The 14,676-nt window shown below is 58.5% G+C and carries 16 protein-coding genes; 9 read left to right on the top strand and 7 right to left on the bottom strand.

The features are described 5' to 3' along the window. Position 1 precedes the first annotated feature (1 nt). Both ACR0MS_RS14475 and ACR0MS_RS14470 read right to left on the bottom strand, forming a co-directional pair. Positions 2 to 433 carry a DUF1801 domain-containing protein gene (locus ACR0MS_RS14475; RefSeq protein WP_480574546.1) on the bottom strand — a complete coding sequence of 144 codons (432 nt, stop codon included), beginning with the start codon at positions 431 to 433 and terminating at the stop codon, positions 2 to 4. Next, a complete protein-coding gene (locus ACR0MS_RS14470; RefSeq protein WP_480574543.1) occupies positions 430 to 1,125 on the bottom strand; it encodes a glutathione S-transferase family protein in 696 nt (231 codons plus the stop codon). Before ACR0MS_RS14470 ends, ACR0MS_RS14475 begins: the two co-directional genes overlap by 4 nt. An 82-nt stretch (positions 1,126 to 1,207) precedes the next feature. Here ACR0MS_RS14470 and ACR0MS_RS14465 point away from each other — a divergent pair, with 82 nt between their 5' ends. Together ACR0MS_RS14465 and ACR0MS_RS14460 are read left to right on the top strand one after the other, a co-directional pair. Further along, a complete protein-coding gene (locus ACR0MS_RS14465) occupies positions 1,208 to 1,921 on the top strand; it encodes a helix-turn-helix transcriptional regulator (protein ID WP_480574540.1) in 714 nt (237 codons plus the stop codon). Between the two features lie 63 nt (positions 1,922 to 1,984). Beyond that, a complete protein-coding gene (locus ACR0MS_RS14460) occupies positions 1,985 to 3,283 on the top strand; it encodes a lytic murein transglycosylase (protein ID WP_480574537.1) in 1,299 nt (432 codons plus the stop codon). Between the two features lie 75 nt (positions 3,284 to 3,358). Here ACR0MS_RS14460 and ACR0MS_RS14455 read toward each other — a convergent pair whose 3' ends face one another. Then, positions 3,359 to 4,756: an aspartate aminotransferase family protein gene (locus ACR0MS_RS14455; protein ID WP_480574534.1), complete on the bottom strand. Its 1,398-nt coding sequence runs from the start codon at positions 4,754 to 4,756 to the stop codon at positions 3,359 to 3,361. Positions 4,757 to 4,831: 75 nt separating this feature from the next. Next, complete coding sequence (locus ACR0MS_RS14450) at positions 4,832 to 5,515, bottom strand: GntR family transcriptional regulator (protein ID WP_480574531.1); 684 nt, start codon at positions 5,513 to 5,515, stop codon at positions 4,832 to 4,834. 140 nt (positions 5,516 to 5,655) lie between these two features. On the opposite strand from ACR0MS_RS14450, the gene ACR0MS_RS14445 reads away from it, so the two are divergent. Genes ACR0MS_RS14445 through ACR0MS_RS14425 form a run of 5 tightly spaced genes read left to right on the top strand, consistent with a single transcriptional unit; the run spans position 5,656 to position 10,941 of the window. Then, complete coding sequence (locus ACR0MS_RS14445) at positions 5,656 to 6,741, top strand: polyamine ABC transporter substrate-binding protein (RefSeq protein WP_480574528.1); 1,086 nt, start codon at positions 5,656 to 5,658, stop codon at positions 6,739 to 6,741. Between the two features lie 24 nt (positions 6,742 to 6,765). Then, positions 6,766 to 7,938 carry an ABC transporter ATP-binding protein gene (locus ACR0MS_RS14440; protein ID WP_480574525.1) on the top strand — a complete coding sequence of 391 codons (1,173 nt, stop codon included), beginning with the start codon at positions 6,766 to 6,768 and terminating at the stop codon, positions 7,936 to 7,938. Further along, a complete protein-coding gene (locus ACR0MS_RS14435; RefSeq protein ID WP_480574522.1) occupies positions 7,938 to 8,828 on the top strand; it encodes an ABC transporter permease subunit in 891 nt (296 codons plus the stop codon). Before ACR0MS_RS14440 ends, ACR0MS_RS14435 begins: the two co-directional genes overlap by 1 nt. Then, on the top strand, positions 8,825 to 9,643 hold the full coding sequence (locus ACR0MS_RS14430; RefSeq protein ID WP_480574519.1) for an ABC transporter permease: 819 nt from the start codon (positions 8,825 to 8,827) through the stop codon (positions 9,641 to 9,643). Before ACR0MS_RS14435 ends, ACR0MS_RS14430 begins: the two co-directional genes overlap by 4 nt. Beyond that, positions 9,640 to 10,941 carry an NAD(P)/FAD-dependent oxidoreductase gene (locus ACR0MS_RS14425; protein WP_480574516.1) on the top strand — a complete coding sequence of 434 codons (1,302 nt, stop codon included), beginning with the start codon at positions 9,640 to 9,642 and terminating at the stop codon, positions 10,939 to 10,941. Before ACR0MS_RS14430 ends, ACR0MS_RS14425 begins: the two co-directional genes overlap by 4 nt. 2 nt (positions 10,942 to 10,943) lie before the next feature. On the opposite strand, the gene ACR0MS_RS14420 is transcribed toward ACR0MS_RS14425, so the two are convergent. Genes ACR0MS_RS14420 through ACR0MS_RS14410 form a run of 3 tightly spaced genes read right to left on the bottom strand, consistent with a single transcriptional unit; the run spans position 10,944 to position 13,738 of the window. After that, on the bottom strand, positions 10,944 to 11,813 hold the full coding sequence (locus tag ACR0MS_RS14420; RefSeq protein ID WP_480574513.1) for a phosphotransferase family protein: 870 nt from the start codon (positions 11,811 to 11,813) through the stop codon (positions 10,944 to 10,946). A 55-nt stretch (positions 11,814 to 11,868) separates the two neighbouring features. Continuing rightward, positions 11,869 to 12,531, bottom strand: a complete 663-nt coding sequence (locus tag ACR0MS_RS14415; protein WP_480574510.1) for a flagellar hook capping FlgD N-terminal domain-containing protein — start codon at positions 12,529 to 12,531, stop codon at positions 11,869 to 11,871. A 1-nt stretch (position 12,532) separates the two neighbouring features. Continuing rightward, a complete protein-coding gene (locus ACR0MS_RS14410) occupies positions 12,533 to 13,738 on the bottom strand; it encodes a flagellar hook-length control protein FliK (RefSeq protein ID WP_480574508.1) in 1,206 nt (401 codons plus the stop codon). A gap of 111 nt (positions 13,739 to 13,849) precedes the next feature. Between ACR0MS_RS14410 and ACR0MS_RS14405 the strand changes: the two genes are divergently transcribed. Both ACR0MS_RS14405 and ACR0MS_RS14400 read left to right on the top strand, forming a co-directional pair. After that, positions 13,850 to 14,125, top strand: a complete 276-nt coding sequence (locus ACR0MS_RS14405) for a rod-binding protein (protein ID WP_480574505.1) — start codon at positions 13,850 to 13,852, stop codon at positions 14,123 to 14,125. Then, the gene (locus tag ACR0MS_RS14400; RefSeq protein ID WP_480574503.1) at positions 14,115 to 14,474 is read left to right on the top strand and encodes a flagellar biosynthesis protein FlgN; all 360 of its coding nucleotides are present in this window, start codon (positions 14,115 to 14,117) and stop codon (positions 14,472 to 14,474) included. The genes ACR0MS_RS14405 and ACR0MS_RS14400 overlap by 11 nt, the downstream gene beginning before the upstream one ends. Positions 14,475 to 14,676 lie beyond the last annotated feature (202 nt).

Raw genomic sequence — 14,676 nt, 5'->3', positions numbered from 1 at the left:
TTCAGGTACGCGTCGCATCGTTTATTGCTGTGTCTCTGCGTTTCCGAGAAACGTGATAGGTCAGCGCACTGGCAATCAGCCAACCATGGCGGTTTGCGTCGATCTGCCCCGGGTGATCGAACAGGATCGCGCGATTGCCGTCCAGCCGGTCCTCGCCGGGAAAGGCCAAGGTGAAATCACCGATCAGCCGTGTCTGGCAATGCACGAATAATGCGAAATTGGCAGACTTGTGCCCACCCAGCCTGAGCGTTGACCCTTTAGGCGCAAGATAAGCCGGTTGACCCCAGCGCAGAACCTCTTGCATGGGGTGCGTGTCCGGCAATGTCTGGGCAGTTTCAAAGATCAGATTCCGCAGCGCCAGAGCACCTTTGCGGGTGCTCTCGGGGAATGCGTTGAACACGGCTTCGACGGCAGGGTCTTTGAAGGGCCTCATACGGGAATCGCCTGTTCTATGCGGTCGATATAGCTGTTGAGCAGCGTATCCTGTTTGATCCGCCGGGTCAGTGGCGTTTCTACCGGCGTTGCGCGCATCGCTGCCAGAATTGGGCCGACGCTCATATCTGCCGCCGTGGGGGTGTCGCCCATCAGGAAGGGAGATTGCCAAAGGAACGCGGAAATCGCCTCGAGGTCGCGTTCCAAACGTCCGCTGCGTTCGGCCTCTGAGAAGTTCGAGACACCCACCCCGTTCAGGCGCTTGAGCACCGACTTGCGAATAGGCTTGGTGACAGGTCCACGGATCAGCGCGGGGATTTCGGTGAAGAACGTGTCGCGCAGAATAGGCCATGCCTCATCGTTGCCCCAGCGGTCCAGAACAATGTGGTGATAGATATGCTCTTCGGCCATGCGGATCAGGGCGCGGGATTGTGCCTTTTGCACGTCGCTCAGCCCTTTGTCGAAATCGGTACCCTGCGATTCCAGCCAATCCCGGATCAGGTCGCTGTCGGGCAAAAGACGGTCCGGTGTGCGCAGGACGGGTAGTTTCTGATGTGGCATCTTGCTGGGGTTGAGCAAGTCGGAACGCTGCCAGCGTTGCCCCGAGTATTGCAGCATCAGGGCCGTCTTGACGCAGAACGGGCTGGCGCTGAAGGACCCAAAAGCGGCTGGAAAGGTCAGTAAGGTCAACATTGGCAACTCCCTTGGTTGGACGCCACCTAGTTACGCGCACCTGATGACAAAAAATGTCATTAGGTCTAAGGTAAGTTGCGTTATGTCCCGCACCGCCCGCCTGTTCCAGTTGATGCAAGCCTTACGCTCGGGCCCGTCGCCGAAAACGTCCGTGCAGTTGGCGCAGGATCTGGGTGTTTCAGCCCGCACCATACATCGCGATATAGACGCCCTGCGTGGCTTGGGCGCCGTGATAGGCGGAGAGGCAGGGTTCGGGTTTACCCTGATCGAAGATGCCACCCTGCCACCTTTGGGTTTTACCGATGATGAGCTGGAAGCCTTGGTCCTGGGGCTGCGCGAGGTGCAGTCAATCGGTGATCCGGGGTTGGCCGAAGCCGCCGGTGACGCGCTTCGAAAGCTACAGGGCCGTTTGCCGCCGCGCCAATCGCATCGGTTAAGTCATGCGGTCCTGGCTGCCGCCCGGTTCGCACGCCCGGCCAAGCCGACTATCGAAGTGGCCGATCTGCGGCAGGCCACATGGGACGAGCGCAGCATTGATTTTGCCTATACGGACGGCAAAGGCGAGGAAACGCGCCGAAGGGTGGACCCGCTTAGCATCGTCTACATGGACCGGGCCAGCGTTCTGGTGTCGTGGTGCCATCTGAGACAGGACTTTCGCGTCTTTCGCTTGGATCGCATGCGCGAAATGTTTGTGACAGACGACAGCTTTAGACCAAATCGCGTCCCTTTGTTGCGGCAGGCGCTGGCCCGGATTCGGGCCGAGCGGGAAGCAAAAGATCGCGAGCAGAACACATGACCGCTTTGTCGAAATGCGGTTTTGCGCTATTCTGGGGTTGAGCAGTAATCAGGAAAAATCGGAATGCGTAAATGCATAAGCGGCGTCATGACCGCTGCATTATGGGCATCCATAGTGCAGGCGGAATCGCAGGGAAACTCAGATAGATTGCAGGTCTTGCAGTTGGCTTCGGCTGATGTAACGGTCTCGATCCGACCGGTCGTTCGACCTATAGCCAAGGAGTATCGGGTGTCTACCGAAGGAAACGCGCGGTTTCAGGCGTGGCTGGGGGCCTTTCGTGAACGGGCCCTTGAGCAGGGGATTTCCGCCTCGACTTTGGACCGGTCTCTGAAAGGTCTGACATACGACACGGATGTCATCAAACGGGACCGCAATCAGGCAGAGTTTTCGAAACCTATTTGGGAGTATCTGGACGCTGCCGTCTCGGACCGACGCATCACAGATGGTCGCGCGGGATTGCAGCGCCACGGCGACACCCTGACCCGGATCGAGGCGCAGTATGGCGTTGAAAAAGAGGTCGTGACCGCTATCTGGGGGCTGGAGACATCCTTCGGGTCCTTCAGGGGAAGCGACCACACTATCCGGTCTTTGGCCACGCTTGTGTTTGATGCGCGCCGCGCGCGGTTCTTTGAAACACAGTTGATTGCAGCCTTGCAGATCATCGAGGCTGGGGATGTCAGCCCTGACAAAATGGTCGGAAGCTGGGCCGGGGCGATGGGGCATACGCAATTCATGCCGACCTCATACCTGGATCACGCCGTCGACTTTGACAAAGATGGACGCCGCGATATCTGGTCGGATGACCCGACTGATGCGCTGGCCTCTGCCGCGTCTTACCTGGCGCGCCATGGTTGGACGAAGGGGCAGCCATGGGGTATCGAAGTGCGCCTACCGCACGCGTTCGACTTTTCCACCGCCAAGCGGGACTACACTTTGCTGCCATCTGAATGGGCCGCGCGGGGCGTGACTGCAATGGATGGCGACCCGGTGCCAGATCATGGGCAGGCCGCGATCTTGCTGCCTGCGGGCCGGCAGGGCGTAGCGCTTATGATTTTTGATAATTTCAGGGTGATCGAGGCGTATAACGGTGCAGATGCTTACGTGATTGGTATCGGTCACCTTTCGGACCGCCTGTCCGGTCGCGCCCCGTTTCAGGCCGGTTGGCCGCGCGGCGACCGTGTGCTGAGTTTCACCGAGAAAAAGGAACTGCAGACGCGGCTGACCCAAGCTGGTTTTGACACGCAGGGCATTGACGGGCGGACGGGGCCGAATACGGTGAATGCGGTGCGGGCTTATCAGTTGGCGCAGGGCCTGGTGCCGGATGGCTACCCGTCGCTGCGGTTGCTGGAGCGGTTGAGGTAGGGGAGGGGGCTCTGCCCCCGCCGCGGCAGGCCGCGACTCCCCCGGGATATTTTGAGCCAGATGAAGCTGCGCGGATCAGTTGGCGGCTTTCATCAACCCCTGTTCGATGATGTCAGCCTGAGCTTCGTCCAGTGATTTGTGGATGCGCACGAACATTTCGTCGATCTCTGACGGGGTCAGGACCAGCGGCGGCGAAATGATCATCCGGTCACCGACGTGGCGCATGATCAGGTTGTTGGCAAAACAGCGGTCGCGGCAGATATAGCCCACAGTGCCGGGGGCCGAGGCGAATTTGGCGCGGCTGGCCTTGTCCGGGGTCAGCGCGATCGAGGCCATCATGCCAACGATTTTCGCCTCACCCACCAGCGGGTGATCGGCGAGCGCCTCCCACTTTTCCTTGAGGTAGGGCGCGGCCACGTCGCGGACATGCTCGACGATCTTTTCTTCTTCGAGGATGCGCAGGTTCTCTAGGGCGACCGCGGCCGCGACCGGATGGCCGGAATAGGTGTAACCGTGGTTGAATTCAGTGCCGCCGATGACCTCGGCAATTTCGTCATTGACGATTGAGCCGCCGATGGGCGCATAGCCCGAGCTGAGACCCTTGGCGATGGTCATGATATCGGGGCGGATGCCCACGGTTTGCGAGCCGAACCAGTTGCCGGTCCGACCGAAGCCGCAGATCACCTCATCCGCGATCAGCAGAATGTCGTATTTATCGCAGATGCGCTGGATTTCGGGCCAATACGTGTCAGGCGCTACGATCACGCCACCAGCGCCCTGCACGGGTTCGGCGATGAAGGCCGCGACGCGGTTTTCACCCAGTTCCAAGATCGCTTTTTCCAGCTCGCGTGCGCGGGCCAGACCAAAGTCTTCGGGCGACATGTCGCCGCCTTCGGCCCACCAGTTCGGTTGGTTGATGTGGTGAATGTTCGGGATCGGAATGCCGCCCTGTGCGTGCATCCCGGCCATGCCGCCCAGCGAGGCCGAGCCCACGGAGGAGCCGTGATAGGCGTTGTGGCGACTGATGATGATGTTCTTGTCGGGCTGGCCCTTTTCGGCCCAGTAGGTGCGCACCAGACGGATGTTGGTGTCGTTGGCCTCGGACCCGCCCGCGGCAAAGAAGACATGGTTCAGATCGCCAGGCGCAAGCTCGGCCAGTTTCTTGGCCAGCGCGATGGCGGGGACGTGGGTGGTTTTGAAGAAGGTGTTGTAATAGGGCAGTTCGCGCATTTGACGCGCTGCGGCCTCGGCCAGTTCGTCGCGACCATAGCCGATATTGACGCACCACAGACCCGCCATGGCGTCCAGAATTTCTTCGCCTTCACTGTCGGTCAGGTAGACGCCCTTGGCGCGGGTGATGACGCGCGCGCCCTCTTTCCCAAGCGCACCATTGGCTGAAAACGGGTGCATGTGATGAGCGGCGTCCAGCGCCTGCAACTCGGCGGTCGGCATGTGATTGGTGATCGTGGACATCAGGGTGACTCCTGCAAAAGCGGTTGGCCATCACAATATGATCAAATTTTTTGCTGTCAATCGAATCGCGTTGTTCTAGGCGTTCGCAAGTGAATCCGCCATCAGCTCCATACCCTGTTCAATGTCCTGAGCTGTTGCTTTGGCAGCAAGATCGGCGTCCTGATCACGCAATGCCCTGATGATATCTTTGTGGCGGTCAGGAAGGCTTTGGGTTCCGAATCGGCCGCAGACCACACGCAGGGACGGCCCGAACCTGAGCCACAGACGTTCCGCCAGATCATTGAGAATCGGCGCGTCGGCATGGGCATAGAGCGTTTCGTGAAACTGATGGTTCAAACGCAGATAGCCGCTGACATCCCCATCCGCGATTGTTTGATCCAGCTGTTGATCTATGCGTTCCAAACGGTCCACATCCGCGGGGGATACATTGGCCGTTGCTTGTCTGGAAAGCTCTGATTCTATTGATATTCTGGCATAGATCATCTGCTTGACGTCACGCGATGACAACATGGGCACGCTGACCCGGCGGTTTCCCTGAAACACCAGTGCTCCGTCTGAAATCAGCCGCCGGATCGCCTCTCGCACGGGGGTCATTCCGGCGTTTAGCGAATCAGTCAGGCCTTGGATGGTGACGGGCTGCCCGGGAACCAGTTCACCATACATGATCTGCGACCTGAGTGATTGATAAACCTGTTCATGCGCGGGCCGTTTTTGCCCATTGCCGGACGACCCGACCGCCTTATTTTTGATCAAATCCAATTGGTTTGCCCTGTTTCCAATGATGCTGACTTGCCAGGTGCCTGACCTCGTGAAACCATACGCGGGATCGGGGGAAAACGCAAAACTTGATCAAATCCAAAAAAACGGGAAAATACCCGGACACTTGCAGGGAGAATAAAATGTCAATCAAAACGCTGACCATGACAGCGGTCATCGCACTGGGGACTTCGGCGGCCTTCGCTGAAGAAGTGCGTGTCTACAACTGGTCCGACTATATCGACGAAGAGCTTCTGACGAAGTTCGAGGAAGAAACCGGACTGACGCTTATCTACGACGTGTTTGACAGCAACGAAGTGCTGGAAACCAAAATGCTGGCCGGTGGGTCGGGCTATGACGTGGTTGTCCCGTCTGGCACGTTCCTTCAGCGTCAGATTCAGGCCGGAGCGTTTCAGGAACTGGATGCGTCACAACTGTCCAACTCGGGCAATCTGTGGGATGTCATTCAGGAACGCACTGCCGGGTACGACCCGAACAATGCCTATTCGATCAACTACATGTGGGGCACCACCGGTATCGGTGTGAATGTCGCCAAGGTCAAAGAGGCGCTGGGTGATGACGTTGCCCTGAACAGCATGGACTTGGTGCTGAAGCCTGAAAACATGGAAAAATTGGCTGCTTGCGGCGTGCATTTCCTGGACGCACCAGCGGAAATGATCCCGATGACTTTGCAGTATCTGGGCGAAGACCCGGACAGCCATGATCCGGACGTCATCAAAAAGGTCGAAGACGTTCTGACCAGCGTGCGTCCGCATATTCAGAAGTTCCACAGCTCGGAATACATCAACGCGCTGGCAAACGGTGATATCTGCGTGGCCGTGGGGTGGTCGGGCGACATTCTGCAGGCCCGTGACCGCGCTGCCGAAGCTGATAACGGGGTAGAGATCGAATACCACCCGTTCGCCGAAGGCTCGCTGATGTGGTTCGACCAGATGGCGATCCCGGCAGATGCGCCGAATCCGGAAGGTGCGCATAAGTTCCTGAATTTCATTCTGGACGCCAACAACATGGCGGCTGCGTCGAACTATGTGTACTACGCCAATGGCAACAAGGCCTCGCAAGAGTTCCTTGAGGAAGACGTGATCGGCGATCCGGCGATCTATCCGGATGATGCGACGATGCAGAACCTCTACATCACCACGCCCTACCCGGCGAAAACGCAGCGGGTCGTGACCCGCCTGTGGACCAAGATCAAATCGGGCACCTGATCCGATTTACCAAGGCAGGGCGGCATGTCCGCCTTGCCCTTTTTTACAGATTGCCGAACGGGGGCTGTAGTGAACTCTGACGTCTTTGCGCCGTGGGAAGACCCACAGGCGAAACCCTTGATCCAGTTCCAGAATGTCACCAAGCGGTTTGGAGACTTTACGGCGATCGACAACCTGTCTCTGGATATTTTCGAGAAAGAATTCTTTGCTCTGCTGGGGCCGTCGGGCTGCGGTAAGACCACGATGATGCGGATGCTGGCAGGGTTCGAGACGCCCACCGAAGGCCACATCATGCTGGGCGGTCAGGATATCGACCCGATCCCGCCGAACAAACGGGCGGTGAACATGATGTTCCAGTCTTACGCGCTGTTTCCCCATCTGAGTATCTGGGAAAACATCGCCTTTGGCCTGCGCCGGGACAACATGCCCAAGCATGATCTCGAGGACCGGGTTGAAGAGATGCTGCGCCTGACTCGGCTAACGCAATTCGCCCACCGCAAACCGCACCAGATTTCGGGCGGGCAGCGGCAGCGGGTGGCGTTGGCGCGATCTCTGGCCAAGGCACCCAAGCTATTGCTGCTGGATGAGCCGCTGGGCGCGCTGGACAAAAAGCTGCGGCAGGATACGCAGTTTGAACTGATGGATATTCAGGAAAAGACCGGCACCACCTTTGTCATCGTGACCCATGATCAGGAAGAGGCAATGACCGTGGCCAGCCGCGTGGCCGTGATGGATCAGGGCAAGCTGATGCAGGTTGCTACCCCGGACCGGATTTATGAAAATCCGAACTCGGTCTATGTCGCGGACTTCATCGGTGACGTGAATATCATCGAAGGCCGCGCCACCGCCAATGGCGAGGACACCTATCAGATCGACTGGGCCGAAGGGCAGGCGCCCCTGACGGCGACTTCGGCCAATGGTCTGGCGCAAGGACAAGCCTGTCATTTGGCGATCCGCCCCGAGAAGGTGACGATTTCCGCTGACCGTCCGGCGGATGCGATCAACGCGGTGCAGGGCAAGGTCCACGACATCGCCTATCTGGGCAACCTGTCCACTTATTATGTCGAACTGCCCAACGGCACGATCATCAAGGCGCAGACGGCCAATACCCGCCGCATCTCGCGCCGTTCATTCACGTGGGAAGACCCGGTCTGGCTGTCCTGGACAGCAACGGCTGCGGTTCTGCTGGCCGACTGATGCGCCGCGCGTTCCTGATCGCCATTCCCTATGTCTGGCTGCTGGCGCTGTTTCTGGTGCCGTTCTTCATCGTCCTGAAAATCTCGCTGTCGGATATCGCGCTGGCGATCCCGCCTTACTCACCGACGCTGGACTTTTCGCAGGGCTGGTCGGGCATCAAAGAGTTCTTCAGCCAGCTTGACCTGGAAAACTATGTCTGGCTGACCGAGGATGACCTTTACTGGAAGGCCTATCTGTCCAGCGTCAAGATCGCTCTGATTTCGACGTTTCTGACCCTGCTGGTGGGCTATCCGATCGCCTATGGCATGGCCCGCGCGCCTGCCGAGTGGCGCCCGACGCTGATGATGCTGGTGATACTGCCCTTCTGGACCTCGTTCCTGATCCGCGTTTATGCGTGGATGGGCATCCTGTCGAACGAAGGCTATCTGAACCAGTTGCTGCTGTGGACGGGGCTGATCTCGACCCCGCTGACCATTCTGAACACCAATACGGCCGTCTATATCGGCATCGTCTACACCTATCTGCCGTTCATGATCCTGCCGATCTATTCGGCGCTGGAGCGGATGGACGAATCCCTGATCGAGGCCGCCGAAGACCTTGGCTGTTCGCGGGTTCAGGCCTTTTGGCTTGTGACAATCCCGTTGTCCCGCCCCGGCATTATCGCAGGCTGTTTCCTCGTGATGATCCCGGTGATCGGCGAGTTCGTCATCCCCTCGCTGCTGGGCGGCTCGGGCACGCTGATGATCGGCAAGGTGCTGTGGGAGGAGTTCTTCTCGAACCGCGACTGGCCCGTGGCGAGCGCCGTGGCCGTAGTATTGCTGCTGATCCTTGTGATCCCAATCGCGCTGTTCCAGCGCAACCAGCAGAAACAGACGGAGGCCGAGCAATGAACAGGCTAAGCTGGTTCAACGCGGTCTCGCTGACGCTGGGATTTGCGTTCCTCTATATCCCGATGATCATCCTGATCATCTTTTCCTTCAACGAAAGCAAGCTGGTCACCGTCTGGGCTGGCTTCTCGACCAAATGGTATGGTGAGCTGATCCAGAACGAGGCGTTTCTGGATGCGGCATGGGTGACAATCCGGGTGGCTGTGTTCTCATCTACGCTGGCGACCATTCTGGGCACCGCCGCCGCCTATGTGCTGGTGCGTGGAGGGCGTTTCTTCGGTCGAACGCTGTTCTCCGGTATGATCTACGCCCCTCTGGTGATGCCCGAGGTAATCACCGGCCTGTCGCTGCTGCTGCTGTTCATCGGCATCGGGCTGGATCGCGGTATCCTGACCATTGTGCTGGCGCATACGACCTTTTCGATGTGTTTCGTCTCGGTCGTTGTCTCGTCGCGTTTGGTGACGTTCGATCAGTCGCTGGAAGAGGCCGCTCTGGACCTTGGTTGTTCGCCCGCGCAAGCGTTTCGCCTAGTGACACTGCCGATCATTGCGCCTGCCGTGATTTCCGGGTGGTTGCTGGCCTTTACCCTGTCGCTGGATGATCTGGTGATTGCATCCTTTACCTCGGGTCCGTCGGCCACAACCTTGCCGATCAAGATCTTCTCGGCTGTGCGGTTGGGGGTCAGTCCCGAGATCAACGCACTGTCCACGTTGATGATTGCCGTCGTGACCGTGGGCGTCATCACTGCGTCTTTGGTGACAAAACGCGCCATGATGCGACAGAAACAGGATGAAATGGCCGCGGCACGGGCTGAATGAAACGGCTGTTTCCGGATTATACCTATGGCCCCGGCCCGCGTGAGGGCTGTTGGTGGGACGAGACAATCGCCGCCCCGGATTGGCCGGAATTGCAGGGCGATCTGAGTGTTGACGTCGCCATTGTCGGGGCTGGGTTCACGGGCCTGTCTGCGGCTTTGCATCTGGCTGGGGCAGGCGTTTCCGTGGCCGTGCTCGAGGCGGAAACACCCGGTTGGGGTGCGTCGGGTCGGAATGGCGGGTTCTGCTGTCTCGGCGGCTCGAAACTCAGCCACAAGGCGATGGTTCGGAAATACGGCACCCCGGCTGCTGAACGCTATGACGCGGCAGAAGCTGAGGCAGTCCAGCTTGTTGCCGAGTTGTTGGACACCCACGGGATCAACGCGGACACCCACTCGAAAGGGGAAACCCAACTGGCTCACACCGCGCGAGCGATGGAAAACCTTCGCCGAACCGCAGACACATCCGGGATTTTGCACGAGGCGCAGGAGCTTTCTGGGCTCGGCTTCGGGGGGACGTTTCACGGCGGGTATACCAACCCGGTCGGTTTTGGTCTGAACCCCAGAAAATACCTGTTCGGACTTGCGAATGCGGCAGGTAAGGCCGGTGCGAAATTGTTTCAAAAAAGTGCTGTGCACGCCGTGCAGAAATCCGGGAGAGGCTTTGACATTCGCACCGCGGCAGGTCGTGTGCGCGCTGAAAATGTTCTGATCTGCACCAACGGATATTCAAGCGAAGATGTCCCGGACTGGCTTGCTGGCCGCTATATGCCTGCCCAGTCAACGGTTCTGGTGACGCGCCCAATGTCCGAGGGTGAACTGCAGGATCAGGGCTGGACTACAGACCAGATGTCTTACGATACGCGTAACCTGTTGCACTATTTCCGTCTCATGCCCGACCGGAGGTTCCTGTTCGGTATGCGCGGTGGTTTACGGTCTTCGGCCAAGGCCGAAGTTGCAATTCGCCAAAAGGTTCAATCGGACTTTCGCAAGATGTTCCCCGCATGGGCGCATGTCGACATCACCCATACGTGGTCCGGCATGGTGTGCCTGTCGCGCAGCCTGACACCGTTTGCTGGTGCGGTGCCGGGCCAATCCGGGCTGTTTGCCGGGTTTGCATATCACGGCAATGGGGTTGCGATGGGCACCTATTGTGGACGCGCTTTGTCCCGTATGGTGCTTGGTCAGGACGCGGGGCTACCAGAGCCGATTAGCCAAATCCCCGGCCGCTTTCCGCTTGGGTTATGGCGGCGCGCTTTGTTGCCGCCGGCATACGCGATGATGGCGCTGGCCGATCTTTGACTTTACTGCAGTGCTGTGACTTCCAGATCCAGCGCTGCGGAATAATCCGCTGCGCCGTTTTCTACGCGCCACAGACAATAGGCTGCCATCCGCCACGCATACCACTTTTGCAACTCGCGGTACCTGCTGGTTACATCTGGCCGCTCATAAGCAGACAGGAACTGCGTTTCCTCCGCTAGGCTCAACGCGGCGCCGCGATAAAGCAACTGCATTGCCGGCGAAAGGAACAGCGCGAGGTCTTCACAAGGATCGCCATGGGCCGGACACTGCCAATCAATGAGAGTCAATCCAGCGGGATCCACCAAAATGTTCCCCGCAACCGGATCACCGTGGACCAAACAGGTGCGGCCTGTTGCTGGCACCGGGTTATCTGGGCGCAGTTGGATCAATTGTGCTTTTTGATCCGAACGACACATGTCCAGAATTTGTTCCGCCTGATGTGCAAGCTCGGCGCTGCCGTTACGTCCCCGGGGCACCTCTATCGAGATGTCCAGCATGTGCAGTTTGCGCAGCAATGCGGCGACGCAGGGTGTTTCTGACTGCCATGGGGACCCCGGTGCGTGATCATAAAACACCCAATGCCCGTTATCGTGTTTGCCTGTTGCCCGCAGGCGCGGCGCGAAGCCCATCGGCTCTAGCGCATTCAGGCACCGGGCCTCAAGTTCGGCGTCGTTTCGAAACAGCGGGTTACGCAGCTTGGACCGATAGAGTTTCAGCACCCTGTCCCCGTCGCCGCCGAGAACCTTCCAAACCTGATTGGTGCGGCCCCCATACAATGTCTGAAAACGAGCATTGGCGTCGACAAGCCCCGTGCTGCGGAGGTGGTCAACAAGATCACGCGGTGGGGCAGTTCGGTCGGGCAGGAGGTTCACCAATTCTGTAAACGAGTCGAAGGTGGCAAAGCTTTGGCCTGCCTTGGCCTTCAGATCAAGTTCCAGATCGTACTGCGTTTACCATGCTGACCGGAATGACGTGCCCCCCTTCCAGCGTCAGCAACAGCGCGTTGTCCGCGACCTGAGCTTCGACCACGCGGTTATATGCGGAAGCGGCCTGCTCGGACAGCAGGTCCTCTCCATCATAGCTTTCGAGTGTGGCGGAATAGGATCCGGCGGGAACGGAATTGCCTGCGCTGTCCGTCCCGGACCAGATGAACTCGGTGCTGCTGGGGGATGCCGGGACGCGGTTGATAACCGTCCCATCGGCGTTGCGAACCACAAACGTTGCTGATTTCGCGGCTGCGTCGGGTTGCGCGAACAGTTTGACTGGTGCCCCGTCAAACTGAAACGCCGAGGCCGACCGCACATCCATTCCGATCCAGTCCGCAAGTCGTTCCAGCCCGACATTGTCCATCGACGCGGACAGGCCGGATAGCAACGCGTTGGTTTGAACTTGCTGCTCGACCATTGAAAACTGGGCCAGTTGCGACGCGTATTCGGATGAATCCAACGGCTCCAACGGGTCCTGGTTTTTTGCCTGAGCGGTTAGCATTTGAAGGAACGTCTCAAAATCCGATGCGATTCCCGTTGCCCGAGTCTGAGTCGCCTGTGTCTGAGCGCCGGGTTGTATGGTCGATGGGGTCGGGTTGATCATGTCATAGCCTTATGTCGATGCGCCCAGCCGCCCCTACGCGCGATGGGGCCTGTGCGGTTGCGGGAAAATGGGCGTCCTGCTCCGGCTCAAATGGCGAATGGGTCCGGTCGTCATGATCATTCTGGTGGGCGTCGGATGAAGTTCCCAAATCGAATGACAGATCGCCAAAGCCAAGGGCTCTGAATTCAGCCTCCAGAACCGAAATGTGACGGCGCATGAAGTCGAGTGTTTCCGGGCGCTCGGCCGCGATTGTCAGGTGGACGCCATCGTCGCGGCCGTTCAGAACAATGGAAACGCGCCCAAGTTCCTCTGGGTTCAAGGCGATTTCAATGGCCCCTGTCTGCGGTCGTGCATGTATGACGGCGGCCATCTGCCCTGCGATGGCGCGAGCCATTTCAGCACGCGCGTTTGACCCAAATGCATGCGTGGCCGAGGTGGATTCTCGACCGGTCTGCAAAGGGGAATTGTCCCTCAGGTGCTGGGTATCCTCAACGTCTGGAACCTCAGCTTCGGCTTGGGTTTCCTGTGTCGCCATCAATTGCATTTGGACGAAGGGTTGAGCCGTGCCCGAAGCGGCCGGGGTCTTGTTCTGTGGCGTGCCGCTTGAAGTGTCCCGGTTTGGAAGTGCGTCCGTTTTTGGCAGTTCAGCCAGCGGGGGGGCATTGCGGTCAGGGGTGGGTGGCACCCTGAACCCGGAACTGCGTAAGGGCCGGCTCTCCGTAGAAATCGGCGCGTTACGCCCCTCATTCGCCGTTCGGACAAGCCGAACCGCTGGTGCAGGATCATTTTCAGAAATTTCAAAGCGGCCTTGGGGGGCGCCACCCCCCGCAAGTTCCCCTGTGTTTTGTTGGCCCGAAACAGATTTGTCTGATTGGTCGCTGACAACACGAGCGGCAAGGGTGTTACCCGGAGCTTCGCCCTTTGGTTCGAGCAATGAAACTTGCCGCAGCCCGGAATCTGGAGCGGCCACGATATTCGGTGTTGTGTCCGCAGGCCCGTCATCTTCGACCGGTTCCGATGGGTCCGATTCTGTTTCCTGAGCGGGTAATTCAGGCGTCTGGGTGCCTTCAGCCTGTTGTTTGATTTGTTCGTCCAATACGGCTTCAAACGATCCTTCCGTTTTTTGCTCAGACGGGTCCGCGGACGTTCCGGGGGGCTTGGCAGAGGGGGTGGGCGAGGCGATCGCCGTCAAAAGAGGGTTGGGCATTTTGCTCCGACTCCGGTTGTGTGACCCGAAATCTGACCGCAGGAAGTTACGTTTATTTTAACCGCTTTCACCTTTGATCGACAAAGTTCGATGCAAATTTCGGAGAAAGCTATGAAAATACCCGCACCCGTTCCCAGAGCGATAGCCCCGTCCACGGTTGAAAGACTGCAAACCGCAGCTGTTGAGCTTGAGGCTACTTTTCTGGCCGAGATGTTGAAATCCGCAGGTCTGGGCGACGGTCGCCAATCCTTTGGAGGTGGGGCCGGTGAGGACCAGTTTTCGTCCTTATTGGTTCAGCAGCAAGCGCGTCAGTTGGCCAAAGCCGGCGGCGTCGGTCTGCAAGATGTTCTGTTCCGGTCCATGATGGAGAAAGCCGATGCCGAGTAAATCCGAGACTGATCTGATCAGGTCACTAGAAGAGGTTCTGGACCTGGAGCGAAACGCGCTTGTGCAGGGTGATCTGGATCAATTGGGCCAAATGATGCCCGAAAAGGAAAAGTTGATTGGCGCGCTCAACCAGTTTCCGGTTCGGGAAAGCGAAGAACTGGTCCGGCTTCAGAAGAAAGTTGAAAGGAATCAGTCGCTTTTAAACAGTGCGGCGGACGGGATTCGGGCGGTTGCGGACCGTATGGCAGAACTCCGCCGTGTCCGAAATGAACTCAGCACCTACAGCGCTGACGGGCAACGCAAAGGCTTTGCGGTTCGTAGCAATGCCAAGTTGGAGAAACGCGCATAGCCGCTGGTTTGATTCAAATCTGAATTTTCCAGATCGCGGGCCTTAGCACTCCGTTAGGGGATCGGCGGCAAAGGTGGCGACGCACCTGAAACAACAGGTGGCGCGAACAGCCGGACGGCGGAACGCATTGATCAGAACGACGTCAAAGCCCGCAGGTGATGCGGGGTCAGCATGGGCGCAAAGGGCCCGAATGGAAAAAGGA

The organism is Ruegeria sp. CJ2 (assembly GCF_056536745.1).
This window is presented reverse-complemented; position numbering and strand designations above follow the sequence as displayed.

Excerpts from the sequence above, each read along its gene's own strand:
- ACR0MS_RS14475 (WP_480574546.1), bottom strand. The coding sequence starts at position 433 with ATGAGGCCCTTCAAAGACCCTGCCGTCGAAGCCGTGTTCAACGCATTC.
- ACR0MS_RS14470 (WP_480574543.1), bottom strand. The coding sequence starts at position 1,125 with ATGTTGACCTTACTGACCTTTCCAGCCGCTTTTGGGTCCTTCAGCGCC.
- ACR0MS_RS14465 (WP_480574540.1), top strand. The coding sequence starts at position 1,208 with ATGTCCCGCACCGCCCGCCTGTTCCAGTTGATGCAAGCCTTACGCTCG.
- ACR0MS_RS14460 (WP_480574537.1), top strand. The coding sequence starts at position 1,985 with ATGCGTAAATGCATAAGCGGCGTCATGACCGCTGCATTATGGGCATCC.
- ACR0MS_RS14455 (WP_480574534.1), bottom strand. The coding sequence starts at position 4,756 with ATGTCCACGATCACCAATCACATGCCGACCGCCGAGTTGCAGGCGCTG.
- ACR0MS_RS14445 (WP_480574528.1), top strand. The coding sequence starts at position 5,656 with ATGTCAATCAAAACGCTGACCATGACAGCGGTCATCGCACTGGGGACT.
- ACR0MS_RS14440 (WP_480574525.1), top strand. The coding sequence starts at position 6,766 with ATGTCCGCCTTGCCCTTTTTTACAGATTGCCGAACGGGGGCTGTAGTG.
- ACR0MS_RS14435 (WP_480574522.1), top strand. The coding sequence starts at position 7,938 with ATGCGCCGCGCGTTCCTGATCGCCATTCCCTATGTCTGGCTGCTGGCG.
- ACR0MS_RS14430 (WP_480574519.1), top strand. The coding sequence starts at position 8,825 with ATGAACAGGCTAAGCTGGTTCAACGCGGTCTCGCTGACGCTGGGATTT.
- ACR0MS_RS14425 (WP_480574516.1), top strand. The coding sequence starts at position 9,640 with ATGAAACGGCTGTTTCCGGATTATACCTATGGCCCCGGCCCGCGTGAG.
- ACR0MS_RS14415 (WP_480574510.1), bottom strand. The coding sequence starts at position 12,531 with ATGATCAACCCGACCCCATCGACCATACAACCCGGCGCTCAGACACAG.
- ACR0MS_RS14410 (WP_480574508.1), bottom strand. The coding sequence starts at position 13,738 with ATGCCCAACCCTCTTTTGACGGCGATCGCCTCGCCCACCCCCTCTGCC.
- ACR0MS_RS14405 (WP_480574505.1), top strand. The coding sequence starts at position 13,850 with ATGAAAATACCCGCACCCGTTCCCAGAGCGATAGCCCCGTCCACGGTT.
- ACR0MS_RS14400 (WP_480574503.1), top strand. The coding sequence starts at position 14,115 with ATGCCGAGTAAATCCGAGACTGATCTGATCAGGTCACTAGAAGAGGTT.